Below are 16,471 nucleotides of genomic sequence, written 5' to 3'. Positions count from 1 at the left end.
ATCATTTATTTTCGTCCTTAAATTCAGATAACACAGAATTTTCTGAATCAACTTGACGGATGACCAGTTTTATTGTTTTTAAGAGGTAAACTGGAATAAAGTTTGGAAACTTGCTTTAAAATTGGCAGAACGGTTCCGGGCATATTTGCGCCAACGAACAGGTACATTTGCCCTGATTCGGTAAGGTGGGCAAAATTTTGTCCACCTACTTACTGCCGATTGAGATCTGAACTGAAAAGAGCGATCGCCCTTACTCGACATCATCGGGTTCAACCCCCAACTCCCGCAATCGTGCTGCTAATCGTTCTGCCCTTTCCCGTTCCGCAACTGCCCGTTCCTGCGCCTCGACAGCCTCTTCTTCCGGCGTTAAAATCAACTCTCCCTCAAGTGTCATCCACCGTAACCACAAACGGTTAATTCCTCGAAAACTTCCCTGCCATAGTCCTAAACTTAACCCTAACTCCGGCATCAATAAGCGATTATCAATCATGTTCATCGGTTCGTAATGACCCCCGACTAACTGAAACGCCTGAAGTTCATTGGTATAACGACTAAAAACAATTGAGTACGGAATTCGCAAAATCTGCTCATAAACCTGCCACTTTGTCGGTGGATTTCCAGGTGTTTGCACCGTTTGACCCAAATCTTCCTCTTGTGTACCGGGAGACAATAATTCCACCACTACATAAGGATTGATTACTTCTTGCCACACCACATAACTTAAGCGTAAATCTCGCCCTTCATATAACCGAGGTATTCCCACTACCCCAAACCAATCGGGGCGTTTGTACCACTGAGGATGGTTCACATCATAGTAAAGATTCAAATCACAAGCCGAAAATACCAACTCCGGATTCCAGTTAGCGGGTTGAAAGGTAAGAAATAATAGTAGGGGTTGTAAAAAATGAAACTCGTCTGGCAATCCAGGTTCCTCCGGGTTGTCACTCGGTAAATCATACATTGTGGGTAAGGTTTGCCGAGGCGAAAGGGGGGGATCAGTTTGAGTGGGAAGGTTAACCATAAGTAGGGGTTGCTGAATAAGTTTTGTGGTGGGGAAAGGCAATAGGGAATAGGCAATAGGGAATAGGCAATAGGGAATAGTAAGGGTTGGAGAATCCTTAACATTCTTAGTACAGGGTACAGAATTTATATCCAGGTACTTAAGGGTTAATCGCTGTTCGATTACAAATGACCAAGGACAAATGACAAATGACGATCAGCACCTTTAACTTTAGATTGTGTCCATCTACTTAATCGCTGACTTGAGAGATTGACAAAACTCCTCAATCGCTTTTAATCCTTCAGTCGGGGTTCCTTCGGCTAAACGCTTCACAAAAGCACTCCCCACAATTACTGCATCTGCACCCCACTGTTTCACCTGTCGCGCTTGTTCGGGTTGGGAGATACCGAAACCGACTCCGATGGGTTTGTCAGTAACCGCCCGCATTTCCCCGAGTAAATCGGGGACACTGGATGCAACTTGGCTTCTCATCCCGGTGACGCCTGTAACGCTGACGAGGTAAATAAAGCCCTGGGATTTTTTCGCGATCGCGTCAATTCTAGCTTTCCGACTGGTGGGTGCGACTAACAAAACCACTTCGATGCCAATTTCAGTCGCAGGCTGGATCAGGGATTCGGCTTCCTCTAAGGGTAAATCCGGTACCACTAACCCGGCGATTCCAGCAGCAGCAATTTGTTTTAAAAAGACTTCAATTCCCCGATTGAGAATTGGGTTGTAATAGGTAAATAGAATAATCGGTGCTTTTAGATCGGGGGTTACTTCCTGCGCGATCGCGAGGACATCATCCAATCGTACCCCCCGTTTCAATGCTCGTGTCGCCGCCGCTTGAATCGTGGGACCATCAGCCAAGGGATCGGAATACGGCACACCTAGCTCTATCATATCTGCCCCTGATTTGTCAAGGACTCGCAAAGCTTGAGCCGTGGTGACTAAATCCGGGTCACCTGCTGTGATAAAGGGAATAAAGGCACATTCAGAGCGCTGGCGTAGAGTCTCGAAGCACTGGGAAATTTTGGTCATCGGTTAGGGAACAGGGAACAGGGAACAGGGAACAGGGATTTCCAATTCATCATGGGTTGATTTATTCAGACTCTTGTTCCAATTCAGCTTGTAACTGAGCAAGTTCTTCTGGGGTCATCTCTTCGAGACGCTTTTGCAAGACAGCATCCTCGTACTCTTTCAGTTGCTGGTTATAAGTCATCTTGTGAGACCCCACTCGGAACAGATATGTGAGTACCCAGCCGAGTAAACCGCCGACTAAGAGGGCTTGACTCCAAATCCCGGCTTTCATCTCATCCAAACCAGCAACCTGTAAGAGGAGATACATAATACCACCAGCCGCAAACACGCCGATGGCAATTCCGATCGCATCAATTCGTCGCATTTGTGATTAAGCTTGGATCTGACGCTTCTTGGGGCGGAAGTTCAGGAATGGGCTGAACAGGATTAATCCAGGGAAGAAGAAGAAGACGAGGAAGTACATGAAGCTACGCTCAAAGGAGCTAGCCACATACCAGCGCTGTTTGAGATAAAAGTATGTGACCAAGGGAACGACAACCAGGTAGAGTCCACCTAAAGCGAGATAGAGTAGTGCAACAATCATAGTGTGATGGTCTTATAGCGGTAACGGGTCTCTAAAATACAGGCGATCGCATAATATCGCATAATCAAGAGGTGAATGGTTTCCTGTCAGGCTACCCTAAACCTCCTTGATCGCCCCTACTATATTACCTTGTCCAGGTTCCTCAAATTTTCTAGTTGCCAATCTGCCCCATTTAATGTTCAAATAGACAAATGCGGAGGTTTTGATGTAAACTTCAATACCGAAGCACAACCCGAAAGGGGGGCGTGGCGGAATGGTAGACGCTACGGACTTAAGTAAATTGAGCCTTGATGGAGAAATCTGTCAAGTGGATGCTCTCAAATTCAGGGAAACCTACGTCTGAAAACAGATAAGGCAATCCTGAGCCAAGCCGATAAAAGAGTGGAGTTATGGGTTAAACCAACTAACTCAAAACCAGGCTCACTGGAGCGAAGCGACAGGTCAAAACCATGTCCTAGAGCGAAGCGAAGGATCGGAAGGTGCAGAGACTCGACGGGAGCTACCCTAACGTAAAGCCGAGGGTAAAGGGAGAGTCCAATTCTCAGATGCTAGTGAAGGCAGTAGCGAAAGCTACAGTGAGAATGAAAATCCGTTGACCGTAAAAGGTCGTGAGGGTTCAAGTCCCTCTGCCCCCATCTTAAGCAAATAATTGTCATGCTGAACGGAGCGATTCGCGGATTGAAGAATTTTGTCCGAGGTTTCGCTTCCGTTTTGTCTGGTTCCAGATTTGATATCACCTACGAAGAAGTGCGAGTGGCTTGAACCAGTAATTTAGTCAGTTGAGTGAGTTGCCGTTTATCAAAGGCTTTGACGATCGCTTTAGCTGCCGCTTTGGGTTCCACGGTAATCGTAATCTGCTTACCACCGCCTTTGCTGGGGGTAGCTGTTGCCAACTTCTGTAACGCCGGACTTGCCTTGACAGCACTCTCTTTTCCTTGTTGGACTTGATCGCTAGCTTGTTTGAGTTCTTTAATAATCACAGGTGCGAGAGAGTGGAACGAATTTTGCGAATTCGCGATCGCATCAGAAGCATTTTTCACCAAAATTTGCCAGGGTTCAACTGTTTGGGCAAGTTTCGCTAGCTTATGACAATTCTCTTGCAGCTTTTGACGATTGGCGGGTGTGTCTGATTGTTTGAACAATTGCAACATTTGCTTGAGGATACCTGTCACCTGAGCAGAAAAGTTCTCAGGTGCTTGACCCGTCGCTTTCGCTCCACCCTTTGCTGATTTTGCCGGAGCTGCGCTTGCTGGTTCTCCACCACTAATTAACCGTTCCAGGTACGTCTGCAATTCCTTAAACGTCGGTTCGGCAGCTTGCACCATTTTATCGGCTTCATCATCCCGGAGACCAAAGGGTCCTTGAAGTTGTTCGATCAGGTCTTTGAGAGTGTCGTAGCCTTGTAAGAATAAACTCTCGACATGGCGATCAAGCTTAACGGGATGTTCTTTGAGAATCTTCAAACAATCCTCTAAGCGGTGGGCAACTTTTTGTAGACTGCTAAAGCCTAGCATTGCCGCCCCCCCTTTGACCGAATGAGCCGCACGGAACATCTCATTGACCATCTCTGGGTCTTGGGCACTTTCCTGCACATTCAATAACCCTTGTTCGAGGGTATCAAGGTGTTCTTTCGCCTCTTCGATGAAATAACCTAAGATTCGTTGCTGATTCCCCCCATCCACGGCAGTTTTCCCTAATCCAAACAACTATGTATACACACAACCTACAAAGGTTATGGTCTCTATTCTATTGCCAACAGGTTTAATCCCATTGCAGTCTACCAATAAAACTCTTTCTTTAGATTACCTGAATTTGCCGTACAGCCGTAAATGCTGAGTAGCTGACTCCAGCCGTCCCTTCACCAGGATGGGTAGAATCTCCCACCAACCATACGTGATTAATGGGGGTGCGAGTAGCAAAGCCAAAGGGACCGAATGTCGGGACTCGCTGACCAATTCCGCCGACGATTCCTTGATGGCGTCCGGTGTAATAGGCAAAGGTGCGGGGTGTTGCTGTTTCTTGGTGGATAATGGTTTCTGGAGTTAAGTCAAAATACTGACCTAGCCGTGCGATCGCCTCTTGGGTATAATCTTGTTTTAACTGGTCATAATCCTCCTGAGAACCTTGCCACCACAGTCGGGTATCGGTAAACGAGGAGGCAATAATCGTGGCTTTTCCCTCTGGGGCGCGACCATCACCGGGTTGACTAACCGAGACAAATAAAGAGTTATTTTCACCAATCTCACTGTCGTAATCGTAGAGAAATTGCAGGTGCGGCGGACAACCTGCCGGAATAGCGTTTTGGTCAACCCCTAGATAAATGACAAAGGCACCTGATCCTGGTGGTAATTTATCGACGCGACGCTGATATCCCTTGGGCGCTTGGTTTCCCAGTAACTTGACCAGGTTTTGGGCGGTGACATTTGCCACCACTTCATCGGCTGATTCTGTCCAAACTTGTCCTGTTTTCTGATTTCTCACCTCGACGCCCGTCACTTTGCCCCTGGAAACCTGAATCTGTTCCACGCTATGACGCATCAGCAGTTTACCACCCCATTTCTCCAAGGCGGCGACTAGGCGATCGCTCAACACTTGCATACTCCCCTTCAGGTGGAACAATCCTTGAGGTTCTTGGGAAACGCCGAGGGCTGTCGCCGCATACAATAAAGCGGTTTCATCGGCATCCACTTGAGAATACAGCTTCAGTTGTAAATCCAGAAATGTCCTCAAACGCTGATTGTCATAGAGTCGATAGCCGCGCAATGCATCTCCCACCGTCATAAACGTAAACGGTAGCGTAATCAGGGTATCTGGACGCACCGCTGAGATTAATTGCCACAAATCCCAGAGGTTTCGTGGGGGTAATACGGGATCACGGGATTGAAATCTCCAACTGGCATTGAATAGAGTGGTCATCAGTTGCCAGAAGGGTTCACTCCCCGGAAATTGCCGTTGCCGTTCTTTTGCCCATTTTTCTGGGTCGCGCCAAACGTTAATCGGTTCAGTTTCGCCAGGGAGAAATACGGCACAAGCGGGATCACAGGGAGTCGCGGTAGGTAAGTCAATTTCTAACTCCTGGAAAATTCGCTGATGAATGCCACCTAGTTCTAAACCTGCCACTTGGGTTGCACCCACATCAAAGGTAAAGCCGCGACGCTTGAACGTGGAGGCACAGCCGCCAGGGACAAAGGCTTGGTCGAGGACTAACACTGAGTAACCTCGACGGGCAAGAAGTGCGCCAGCCGTTAGACCCCCAATTCCTGCACCAATGACAACGACGCGATGGGTTAGAAGCTGTTTGTTAATTTCTGGACACATCTAGACATTTCTTCCCGTTTGGGTACTTTTCACCCATAGCTGTAGCCATCCTTTCGATGAATTGGTTTTTCGACATATTCGAGTTTGATGCCAATCCGTTTTTTGCCAGTTGTCGGATAGATCTCACCTCTACCGTTGCTGTATGGGCAAAGTCGAGCAACATAAGTTCCTGTGTTCACACCTTTTGGGATGATCGTTTTCACGATGTCGCCAGTACAGAAGCCATGAATCGGACGCAATGGGCGATACTTGTGCGGATAACCTAGTCTATCGGTTTGGCATCGTTGTCGTCCGCCTTGACCCGTTGCTTTGACTTGCAGAATCTTATTGGTCAAAACTGTGAGCATTTCGGTTACACCAACACAAGCAGCATCTAACCAATGCGCTTTATCGAGTCCTAACCGAGTGCGGTTATATTTGGTTTGTCCACCTGTCCCGGTCGTCACGGGTAGTTCCATTGCCTTGAGCGTCTCGAATAACTTCGAGCGCGTTACGTTAACCGCAGCAGCATCTTTCAGGGGCGTTTTGGCTTGTTTGAGAATGCGGTTCTCTAGTTCGGGTTTACCTTTGAGAAAGTCTTTCAGGTATGAAGTCCCTTTCTTTTGGTTGCACTTTTCACAGGCAAGACACAGGTTAGAAACACGGTCAGAACCGCCCTTGGCGCGTGAAATGATATGTTCGACTTGCAATGGAACGCCTTTTTTTGAGCAGTAAGTACATTTGCGTCCCCATTTTTCTAGAAGATACTCTCGTACCTCGAAACCGAAGAGAGTCCCTTGCTGGTATTGGACTCCTGAGATTTCTGGGTTCTCCATCTGCTGCATATCAAATCGGACTAATTCCTGTCTGATTTCAGCGATGGGTGCAAATTGGCAAAGCCTTTTCACCCAAGTTTCAATCGTCAAAACACGGTGCATCAAGCTAGGTGCTAACCACCCCTTTGAGCGCTTGCAGTTCAGAAAACGAGCTTGACGGTAACGAGTATTGCGCCCTCTTCGTCCCTGGCGAACCGCTCTACGTGTTAAAAGAGCGTCTTTAATCTGTTGCCCTCGGTGTTCAAGTTCCATGCCCCAGACAACTTCATCCCGGTTGTTCACCAGTGCAATTCCGCTCGTTTTGGAGCCTGGGTCAATCTTGAGTGTGAGCGGATAGGTAATGATGTTTTCTACCACTCGATTCATGATCAATGTGAATGGATAACGACGAAACACCGCCGCCTTGCCAGCTTCCATCAATTTCCTTGCCTGTGCTGGATGAATTGGATTCATCGGTGTTTTATTGGCATCAATCAAAAAAACATAGTTTGACATGATTTGTTGGGTCGGTTTGACCAGTCCAAAGTAAAGTAATGTTAGCTTCGACAATGCTTCTAAGGCTTGTTATGGAGTATCAGAGGGCTTCTCTTCGATGTCTCGCCTTTCGTTGATAGTTCCGACAGTGCCAAAAACTAGCGTTCATTCTTGGGTGTCATGACCAAAAAAGCGTAGCCAACCTTGCCAGATGGTAGGTTACTCTTTTTTACGGCTGAGTCTGCACGCTCACCCCACCTACCCAAAATGCTTAGTTTTGGGTAGTTGTGGGTAGACATTTACGAGCGGTTTGAGGAGTAGAAACGCTGGGCATGATTATTGCTCTACATTGCTTAATATATCTTAATATAAAACCTTTTGTTTAAGGATAGCATCGATCATTGGACATCCCCATAGTCTATTTCTGATTGTGCTTTTGCCAGTTTCCGCCGACGCGCCGCATCAGGTAAGCCACGCCAAAATCGCCATTTGGATGTGCCGCTAACAGTTCCCCCAACTCAATCACCTGCGCCCCTAACTCATTCCCTAATTTTTCCGCCGTGGCTTGGCGTTCTTTTTGCCAAAGTTGCTGTTCTCGTGTTTTACTTTGCCATTCGTTGGTAAAGAGTTGCTCAACTATGGTATGGAGTCCCAACCTTTCGAGAATGTCCCACTCCCCGTAATCGCACCAAATCCCGCGACAGTGAGAACACCGTTCCACATAAAAGGGCGTCTTGAGATTAACTTTAGCGCGAGAGAGATAGCGCTGGCACTCTGGACATAATGCGGCTTTGGCATCGAAAGGGGACTTGACAAAATCCACATTTAGTGATTCAGGGGGGAGGTCAGGCATTTTCTGATCAGACGGTTGACTTGCCTGCCATGCTTCATACTCTTTGGCAGGAATCCAGGTGCCTTTACACTCTTGGCAATACTTCACGGCAAACTGATGCTCTAAATAGCCGTCTAGGAGTGGGACTTTTCTACATTTAGGACATTGCACCGATTTTCTTCCTCAAAGCACCTGTAACTTATCCTAATTCGGCGAGAATACCTTAACCATGCCCTCGAACGAAGTTTAGGGTCGAAACTCCCTCGACAGGACTGGACTGGAGCGCTACAGTTGAAGCATAGCACTACAGTATTGAATCAGGGTGTTCAGGCGATCGCGGATGATAGCCACCCTAGACTGAACGGTTGCAGAATGTCGCGCCGTCCGCAACATTAACATATCAGTTTCTAGAAGTCGGATATGTCTATGGATTTCGGTTTGCCTAGACTGCCATACTGATACTTGTTCCTGATTAACCTCATCGGGATTGAGCGTGATAATTCGCCCTTGAAAGAGCTGTTTCACCGCCTGGAAACGCTCCTGGATCTCGGTTTTGTCTAACTCTTGACTCTGGGTGCAGGCGTGCAGGTCATCTAGGACGTGTTTAAAGTCCTGATAGGATTGCCGTTGGGAGGGGACTAACATTATCAGACAGGTTGGTCTAGAATAAATGTAAAGAATCTTGTATTTTTGTTGATAAATACAAGAATTTGCCACCAAGCTGAAGATCAGGGTTCAGTCTGAGAGTCAGCTGGCATTCTCATTGCCGAGTAACCAAGGTAGGGACTATCTGCCAAAACTGATGATTTCTTGGAAAACAGTTACCGTTTGCTGTCTTAGCGACCAGCGATTGACAACCATCCGCAAAAATTTCAGCGTGTTGGCTTCAACCCAGTCCTTTGGTTATTCAAGATTTTACTGGAAATCAAGTCCGTGACAGAAGTGACGTATTGCTTCTGTATCCGGTAACAAGGGTGGATATCTGGTAGTTCATGTTACTATTTCTCATCTAGGTCTGATTACTATACGGATAATCTAGGGAATTTTGACCCATTTCTGGAATTCACAAAAATTGATAACTATACCACTAAACAGAGATCTTACTGCCATTACCGTTTAACCATCCTTACTAATTATTTATAGATCTGTCAGGGAAAGAATTATGAGTGCCACTGTCCTAACCACCACCTATAACCTAGACGTTCCCGACTGGTTGCAGGACTGTTTATCAACAGCCTCTACAACCTCTGACCCATCAACGCCGGATGACGCGGCGTTAGTGGTGCGGGCGTTTGAATTTGCTTATCAACTGCATTCGGAACAATATCGAGCCTCTGGAGAACCTTATATCGCCCATCCCGTAGCCGTTGCTGGCTTATTAAGAGATTTAGGCGGCAATAGTACCATGATGGCGGCTGGCTTACTCCATGATGTGGTTGAAGATACGGATGTCACGCCGGACGAGATTGAATCAATTTTTGGTGCCGAGGTTCGCCATTTAGTTGAAGGCGTCACCAAACTCTCCAAATTTAACTTCTCCAGTAAAACCGAACGCCAAGCCGAAAACTTCCGCCGCATGTTCCTCGCCATGGCGAAGGATATCCGGGTGATTGTGGTCAAGTTAGCAGACCGTCTGCATAATATGCGGACATTAGAACATCTTAAGCCACAAAAACAGCGGGCGATCGCCCAGGAAACCCGCGAGATTTTCGCCCCCTTAGCCAATCGCTTGGGGATTGGGCGGTTTAAGTGGGAGTTAGAAGATTTATCCTTTAAGTATCTTGAACCGAATGCTTATCGCAAAATACAGGAACTGGTTGCCGAACGGCGTCAAGACCGGGAGGAACGATTAACCCAGGTTTCGCAAATTCTGCGAGGGCGTCTCGATGAGATGGGCATTCGATGTGTGGACTTGAATAGTCGTCCTAAGCATCTGTATGGAATTTATCAGAAGATGCAGCGCCGCAATAAGGAATTTCACGAAATTTATGATTTAGCGGCGATGCGGATCATCGTGGAGACCAACGAAGGGTGCTATCGGGCATTAGCTGTCGTCCATGATGCCTTTCGACCGATTCCAGGTCGGTTTAAAGATTATATCGGCTTACCTAAACCCAATCGGTATCAGTCTCTACATACAGGCGTGATTGGCTTCCATGGGCGTCCCATTGAAGTGCAGATTCGTACCCTGGAAATGCATCGGATTGCCGAATATGGGATTGCCGCACATTGGAAATATAAAGAAACTGGGACGTCTGATCCGACCCAGATTGGCGCCGACGATGACAAGTTTACCTGGTTGCGGCAGTTGCTGGAATGGCAGAATGATCTGAAAGACGCCCATGAATATATCGAAAGTGTCAAAGATAATTTATTTGACGATGATGTCTACGTCTTTACCCCCGATGGAGATGTGATACCCCTGAGTCGGGATGCAACGCCGATAGATTTTGCCTATCGGATTCACACCGAGATTGGTAATCACTGTGCTGGGGTGAGAATTAATGGTCAATGGCGAGTCCTGGATACGCCGTTAAAGAATGGGGATATTGTCGAAATTATCACCCAGAAAAATAGTCACCCCAGTTTAGACTGGTTAAACTTCGTCGTCACGCCCAGTGCCAGAAACCGGATTCGCCAATGGTACAAGCGATCGCACCGCGATGAAAATGTGGCGCGAGGTCGAGATTTGCTGGAGAAGGAACTGGGTAAAAATGGATTTGAATCCTTGCTCAAATCGGAACCCATGCAGTCTGTTGCCGAACGCTGTAATTATCAGAATGCGGAAGATTTACTGGCGGCATTAGGGTATGGAGAAGTCACTCTAAATCTGGTGGTCAATCGGTTGCGCGATGCAGTGAAAGCCACGCAACCCCTTGAAACCGAACCCGTAGAAATCGAAGATTTACTTCCATCGTTACCGACGGCGAAGGAAACAAGTGACCAATGGACGATTAAAGGCGAACCCATTGCGGGGGTCGAGGGATTGATGCATCGGATTGCTGGGTGTTGTAATCCGGTTCCCGGCGAACCTATTTTGGGTGTCGTCACCCGATTGCGGGGAATTTCGATTCATCGTCAAGGCTGTCCCAATGTGGAAAATATTGAGGGAGACCGATTAGTTCCGGTGAATTGGAATCCGACGGATCAAGAGAGTGGGCGTCCACAAACCTATCCGGTTAATATTCAAATTGAAGTGTTGGATCGGGTCGGGGTTTTAAAGGATATTCTTTCCCGCTTAAGTGATCATCATATCAATGTGCGGAAAGCTCAGGTGAAAACTCAAGACGGTAAACCTGCGTTGATTGATTTGTGTATCGATATTCGGGATTACGGACAATTGCAGCAAAGTTTTGCTCAAATTAAAAAGATGAGCGATATCTTGAATCTGCGGCGAATCAGCGATATTAATGAGTAAACTCGTAGTCCTATACATCGATTCTCCAGAAAATGCCTATGCAACCAGCCTCTCTACCCCTAAAGCTAGCCCTTGCTAGCACGGCGGCGGCAGGTGTCACCCTTTCTTTGGTCGATCAAGCGATCGCAGCTAGTCTCTTCGTGGGCAGCTTCAATACGAATTCAGTGCTTGAGTTTGATGCCCAAACGGGGGCTTTTATTGATACAGTTGTTGAGCCAGGAAGCGGCGGTTTACAGGGTCCGGTCGGTTTGACCTTTAGTCCAGAAGACAACAATCTCTACGTTGTCAGCCTCCTCACTGAGGATACACCACCTGGGCAAGTCCTGCAGTATGATGGGCGATCGGGCGCATTCATTCAGCCCTTCACCTCAGCGGTTCCGCCCTTGATTTTTCCCCAAGATCTAGCTTTCGGATCGGATGGTAGTCTTTTTGTTGCCAACACAGGACTTGATACCATTGCCCAATATGACGGACAGACGGGAGCCTTTATCGGGAATCTGTTTCCAGCGGACAGTTCTGCTTGCGATGCACCGTTTAGCATCACTGCCGATGAGGATGCAGTTCTCTACTTCAGTTGTACCTTTACGAACAATGTGCAGCGTTACGATCTAACCACGGGTCAGGTGGCATTACTGGGCAGTGCAAGTTCTGAAAATGCTGCACCAGGGGGTCTGAGCTTGGGACCAGACGGGGCGCTTTATGTGGCTAATTTCGCTGCCAATACGATTGATCGATATGACCTGGAGACTGGAACCGTTGAAGTTTTTATTGATGAAGTGGAGAGTCCTGTTCAACCTGTCTTCGCACCCAACGGTGATCTGTATGTCAGTAGTAATCCCACCCAAAAAATTGGTGAACCTGTCCCAGGAAAAGTATTACGCTACGACGGTCAAACCGGGAGTTTGATTGATGATGAGTTTATCCCATCGCTAGCTGGGGGCTTAGACGGAGCGGGTTGGATAGCCTTCGCAGATGAAGAAGCTGCCCAGACGCCTGAACCTGGTGTGTTGCTGGGACTACTCATGCTGGGGATCAGCGGAGTTGCGTACCGTCGCCACCGTCAATCTGATTAGGATAGAGTGTTGGGATCAATGCCCAACTCTTGTAATTTAGCCATTAACATATGATTGCGTTGCCGTTCTTCCTTTAGCTGATTTGCCATTACATCAGCCCGTTGGCGTTCTTGTTCGGCTTGTTCTGAACTCCACGATAATAGGTTTCCCGACTCGTCCCACCAGCGTAACCAGGGGATTGTTAAGCCTAATCGAGTGCCATGCCAGATGCCTAAAAATAGTTCTAATTCAGGAATCCAGTAGCGTCCTTCTTCTGTGGGTTGTTGCACTACGTATTGATTATCTTGTAATTGGCGGACTTCTAGGACTACGGCTAGGGACTCAAAGATCACATAGGTAGGAACTTTGAGAATTTTCTCATAGAAAAATAACTTCCCATAAGGGAAACTGGGTCGTATGGAGTATTCTCCCGCTTCAGTGTCTGACAAAAACTCCATGACAACCCCAACTGGATTGCCTTCCAGATTGGGTGTATAGCGGCGGCGAATTTCTCCTTCTGGAACGGGTAATACCTGGGGTACATACAGCCAGTCTGGTGCTTTGACCACGATGTTCCCATTAACTGCCCCCACAAGTCCGAAATTAGAGGCGATTAACATTTGCGAATTCAGGCGATTGGCTGCACCTAAAGCGTCTGTCAAGGCGGCGGCGAGGAACGGTTCTTGAAGATTTCCCACAGACTCATCAGACATAGGATAGTGTTCAGTTTGACTACAGCTTTCTTTCATCCTACCGACTCAGGGCGATCGCAGATTCAGGGAATTTGCTCACCAGCCGATATACTGAATTGATAGGTTAGGACAAGGTGTTGGGATCAATACCCAACTCTTGCAATTTTGCTATCAACGCCTGATTACGTTGCCGTTCTTGCTCTAGGTTATTGGTTACAGCGTCAGCCCGTTGGCGTTCTTGTTCGGCACGTTGGCGTTCTTGTTCGGCACGTTGGCGTTCTTGTTCAGCCCGTTGGCGTTCTTGTTCAGCCCGTTGGCGTTCTTGTTCAGCCCGTTGGCGTTCTTGTTCAGCTTGTTCTGAACTCCACAATAACAGGTTTCCCGACTCATCCCACCAGCGTAACCAATTGCTGGTTAAGCCTAATCGAGTGCCATACCAGATGCCTAAAAATAGTTCTAATTCAGGAATCCAGTAGCGTCCTTCTGCTGTGAGTTGTTGCAATACATATCGATTATTTTGCAACCTATGAACTTCTAGGATTGGTTCTAGGGGATTAAAAATCACATAGGTCGGAACTTGGAGAATTTGCTCGTAGAAGTACAACTTACCATAGGGAAATGTTGGTCGTACTGAGTATTCTCCTGTTTCAGTTTCTGATAAAAACTCCATGACGACGCTAACTGGACTCCCTTCGAGATTGGGGGTATAGCTGCGGCGAATTACGCCTTCTGCAACAGGGAATACCTGGGGTACATACAGCCAGTCTGGTGCTTTGACGACAATTTTCTGATCCACTGTCGTGACGAGACCAAAATTGGAGGCGATTAACATTTGCGAATTCAGGCGATTGGCTGCACCTAAAGCGTCTGTCAGGGCGGCAGCGAGGGGCGGTTGTTGAATGTTTTCCACGGGATCATCAGGCAAGATAAAATCGTCGGGAAGCTTTTCCCAGGTAACTAGGGGTTCTTGGCGTTTGGCGGAGGTTGGAGTTTGCAGAACCATCTGAGATTGTTTAACCTTGGCGGTTGTTATATCTTCTTGTAGCGCGCTAAAGCGCCGACTACGAACGGAACGGTGCGATCGCAGTATTCCCTATAAACTAAATCTTACCTCTTACCCGCCCGGTACAATCAACAGTGAACCATGAACCATGAACATTCAACCATGCTGTCTTATCTATCCCGGTTAACTCAGACAATCCTGGGACTTTTGCTCATTTGTATTACTTTACTCGGCTGGTCTTCCCCAGTTCAAGCCGCTAGCCAAGTGAGTCCCAAATTAGAAGAACAAGTGTTGCAAGTGATTCGCGAACACCCGGAAGTTATTCTGGAATCCGTTCAGGCGTATCAGCAACGTGTCCAACAGCAACTCCAACAAGCCCAGCAAGCGTTTGTTCAGGAACTTAAAACGAATCCTCAAGCCATTATTGGAGAGTCACCGACGACAGGGGCGTCTCAGTCCAAGATTGTCATGGTAGAGTTTTCGGATTTTCAATGTCCCTATTGTGGCAGGGCGCATAAAACGGTGCAACGGTTTATGGCAAAGCATCAGGATCAGGTGACGTTGACGTATAAACATTACCCTTTAGCCTCAATTCATCCCCAAGCTATCTCAGCGGCTAAAGCAGCGTGGGCGGCGTTTCAACAGGGGAAGTTTTGGCAGTATCATGATGTGCTGTTTACTCAGCAAGAAAAACTGGGGGAGTCGTTTTATATTGAAACAGCCAAGGGTTTAAATTTAAATGTAGACCAATTTAATCGCGATCGCAATAGCCAAGCAGCAGAAACGGCGATTAGTCAGGATATTCAACTAGCGGAGAGTTTGGGAATTACTGGAACTCCCTTTTTTGTTATGAATGGGGAGGTGTTTACTGGGGCAATAGAATTAGAGGAAATGGAGAAACGGTTCACTCGTGTCAAACAGTCGTTAAAGGAACAGGGAACAGGGAACAGGGAACAGCAATTGTAGAGACGTGCCATGGCGCGTCTGGGAGCTGGGAAGAAACGGTAATGGGTGTAGGGGCGACCCGCTTGCATCAATTAATAACTGTGTCCACTCAATTTACTCGGGTCGCCCTTTACTCAATGACGAATGACGAATGACAAACTTAAGGTGTAACCTCTTGCAGTTGGTTTCCCGGATTAAGTTCTGATGTTTTTTCATCCGTTTCGGTAGAGATAAACGGTTCTGTAGAAAAAGGTTCAGACGATTCTTCTTGCTCCTCTGACTCCCTCCTCGCCAGTTGAACGGTTCTCTCGACTTCTTCCTTAAAATGCTGCTTTTGCGAATATTCAGCCATCTTAATTTGAGCCGTATCGTAGGTGGATGTACCTGGAGAAATTTGGGAAAGATAGTTCAACGCGCTCTTAAAGTCTCGTTTGGCGGCTTGGTTATAGGCTTGTTGTAAAAGATGTTCGGCTTTAATGCGTTGTTTTTCTTCATATTCGGCTAACTTCGGTTGAATTTTAGCCGCCGTTGTTGTCTCTGGGGGAATTTGGTTGAGCAAGTTCAAAGCGCCAGTAAAATCTTTTTCTTGGGCTTTAGCGTAAGCTTGATTCAGTAATTGTTGGGCTTCGGCTTCTAACTCAGGTTTGGCTTGTTCCACTAAGGATTCAACTTTACGCCGCCAAAAGCGGACACCATCCATCTTACGAGCTTCTGCCAACACATCTCGCCATCGTTTTTCCTTCAACGCTTGTTCAGCAGCTTGGTATTGAGCAGCGGCTGTGTGCCATTCCCGTCGCCACCGTTTCAGGCTAGTCTTGGAATCCTGATACAAAGCACTCTCTTGAGGAATCGATTTAGCCAGTGCGATCGCCTTTTGAAAGTTTCCCGCATCATATTCTGCCCTCGCCCGTTCTAATCGGTCAAGATCCGGGTTGGATGGAACAGCATTCAACAGAGAATAAAGCCCAAATGAGATTACCACAGTATTACAGGCGGCGATGCTCACTCCCATACCCTTTAACAAAGGAGGTAGCTGGAAAAACCAACGGAAATCGAATAGCGTCGCTTCGGTTTGGGGTTCTAATGCGACTCCATCCGAATCCGATGACTTTTTGTAACTCACTATAGACTGCTGCTCCATAAAACCTATCCAAAATACTTATCTGGCGTGGCATTTCGGTGTTTACTTCCTGCTGCTTCGGGGACTTGTTGATGGCTTACCCTTGCTCTAGTCACCCTCATTTTCCATATTTCTATAGATGAACAATTTTTCCGGAATCCCATCGAGTAGAGTTTCA

General features: G+C 47.2%; 15 protein-coding genes. 3 read left to right on the top strand and 12 right to left on the bottom strand.

Features of this window, described 5'->3' with window-relative positions; all coding sequences use genetic code 11:
* Positions 1 to 250: 250 nt before the first annotated feature.
* From MC7420_RS23530 to patD, 9 genes are all read right to left on the bottom strand, one after another.
* On the bottom strand, positions 251 to 1,021 hold the full coding sequence (locus tag MC7420_RS23530) for a Uma2 family endonuclease (RefSeq protein ID WP_044209212.1): 771 nt from the start codon (positions 1,019 to 1,021) through the stop codon (positions 251 to 253).
* 225 nt (positions 1,022 to 1,246) lie between these two features.
* Positions 1,247 to 2,041 carry a tryptophan synthase subunit alpha gene (gene trpA, locus MC7420_RS23525; protein WP_006103374.1) on the bottom strand — a complete coding sequence of 265 codons (795 nt, stop codon included), beginning with the start codon at positions 2,039 to 2,041 and terminating at the stop codon, positions 1,247 to 1,249.
* Between the two features lie 61 nt (positions 2,042 to 2,102).
* On the bottom strand, positions 2,103 to 2,405 hold the full coding sequence (locus MC7420_RS23520) for a DUF3007 family protein (RefSeq protein WP_006103493.1): 303 nt from the start codon (positions 2,403 to 2,405) through the stop codon (positions 2,103 to 2,105).
* A 6-nt stretch (positions 2,406 to 2,411) separates the two neighbouring features.
* Entirely contained in the window at positions 2,412 to 2,624 is a 213-nt protein-coding gene (gene ndhL, locus MC7420_RS37200) for an NAD(P)H-quinone oxidoreductase subunit L (protein ID WP_006103418.1), read from the bottom strand.
* A 737-nt stretch (positions 2,625 to 3,361) separates the two neighbouring features.
* The gene (locus MC7420_RS23515; protein ID WP_006103367.1) at positions 3,362 to 4,306 is read right to left on the bottom strand and encodes an Hpt domain-containing protein; all 945 of its coding nucleotides are present in this window, start codon (positions 4,304 to 4,306) and stop codon (positions 3,362 to 3,364) included.
* A gap of 115 nt (positions 4,307 to 4,421) precedes the next feature.
* Complete coding sequence (gene crtD / locus MC7420_RS23510; RefSeq protein ID WP_006103332.1) at positions 4,422 to 5,942, bottom strand: C-3',4' desaturase CrtD; 1,521 nt, start codon at positions 5,940 to 5,942, stop codon at positions 4,422 to 4,424.
* 29 nt (positions 5,943 to 5,971) lie between these two features.
* Positions 5,972 to 7,252: an RNA-guided endonuclease IscB gene (gene iscB, locus MC7420_RS23505; protein ID WP_044209278.1), complete on the bottom strand. Its 1,281-nt coding sequence runs from the start codon at positions 7,250 to 7,252 to the stop codon at positions 5,972 to 5,974.
* A 397-nt stretch (positions 7,253 to 7,649) separates the two neighbouring features.
* Positions 7,650 to 8,234 (bottom strand): zf-TFIIB domain-containing protein, encoded by a 585-nt coding sequence (locus MC7420_RS23500; protein ID WP_006103394.1) that lies wholly within the window; start codon positions 8,232 to 8,234, stop codon positions 7,650 to 7,652.
* Between the two features lie 114 nt (positions 8,235 to 8,348).
* Positions 8,349 to 8,708, bottom strand: a complete 360-nt coding sequence (gene patD, locus MC7420_RS23495) for a heterocyst frequency control protein PatD (RefSeq protein ID WP_006103484.1) — start codon at positions 8,706 to 8,708, stop codon at positions 8,349 to 8,351.
* A gap of 517 nt (positions 8,709 to 9,225) precedes the next feature.
* Here patD and MC7420_RS23490 point away from each other — a divergent pair.
* Complete coding sequence (locus MC7420_RS23490; RefSeq protein WP_006103503.1) at positions 9,226 to 11,481, top strand: RelA/SpoT family protein; 2,256 nt, start codon at positions 9,226 to 9,228, stop codon at positions 11,479 to 11,481.
* Between the two features lie 38 nt (positions 11,482 to 11,519).
* Positions 11,520 to 12,554, top strand: coding sequence for a Vgb family protein (locus tag MC7420_RS23485; RefSeq protein ID WP_006103363.1), 1,035 nt, complete (start codon positions 11,520 to 11,522; stop codon positions 12,552 to 12,554).
* Here the strand turns inward: MC7420_RS23485 and MC7420_RS23480 are convergent.
* Positions 12,551 to 13,246, bottom strand: a complete 696-nt coding sequence (locus MC7420_RS23480) for a Uma2 family endonuclease (protein WP_232231769.1) — start codon at positions 13,244 to 13,246, stop codon at positions 12,551 to 12,553. The genes MC7420_RS23485 and MC7420_RS23480 overlap by 4 nt on opposite strands.
* 103 nt (positions 13,247 to 13,349) lie before the next feature.
* A complete protein-coding gene (locus tag MC7420_RS23475) occupies positions 13,350 to 14,228 on the bottom strand; it encodes a Uma2 family endonuclease (protein ID WP_006103442.1) in 879 nt (292 codons plus the stop codon).
* 162 nt (positions 14,229 to 14,390) lie between these two features.
* Between MC7420_RS23475 and MC7420_RS23470 the strand changes: the two genes are divergently transcribed.
* Positions 14,391 to 15,194 (top strand): DsbA family protein, encoded by an 804-nt coding sequence (locus tag MC7420_RS23470; RefSeq protein ID WP_006103417.1) that lies wholly within the window; start codon positions 14,391 to 14,393, stop codon positions 15,192 to 15,194.
* 139 nt (positions 15,195 to 15,333) lie between these two features.
* Here the strand turns inward: MC7420_RS23470 and MC7420_RS23465 are convergent, their stop codons facing one another.
* Complete coding sequence (locus MC7420_RS23465) at positions 15,334 to 16,314, bottom strand: hypothetical protein (protein WP_006103486.1); 981 nt, start codon at positions 16,312 to 16,314, stop codon at positions 15,334 to 15,336.
* Between the last annotated feature and the right edge of the window lie 157 nt (positions 16,315 to 16,471).

The organism is Coleofasciculus chthonoplastes PCC 7420, assembly GCF_000155555.1.
GTDB classification, from domain to species: domain Bacteria; phylum Cyanobacteriota; class Cyanobacteriia; order Cyanobacteriales; family Coleofasciculaceae; genus Coleofasciculus; species Coleofasciculus chthonoplastes_A.
Note: the sequence above shows the minus strand (reverse complement) of the source record. Positions and strands in the feature narration are given on the sequence as shown.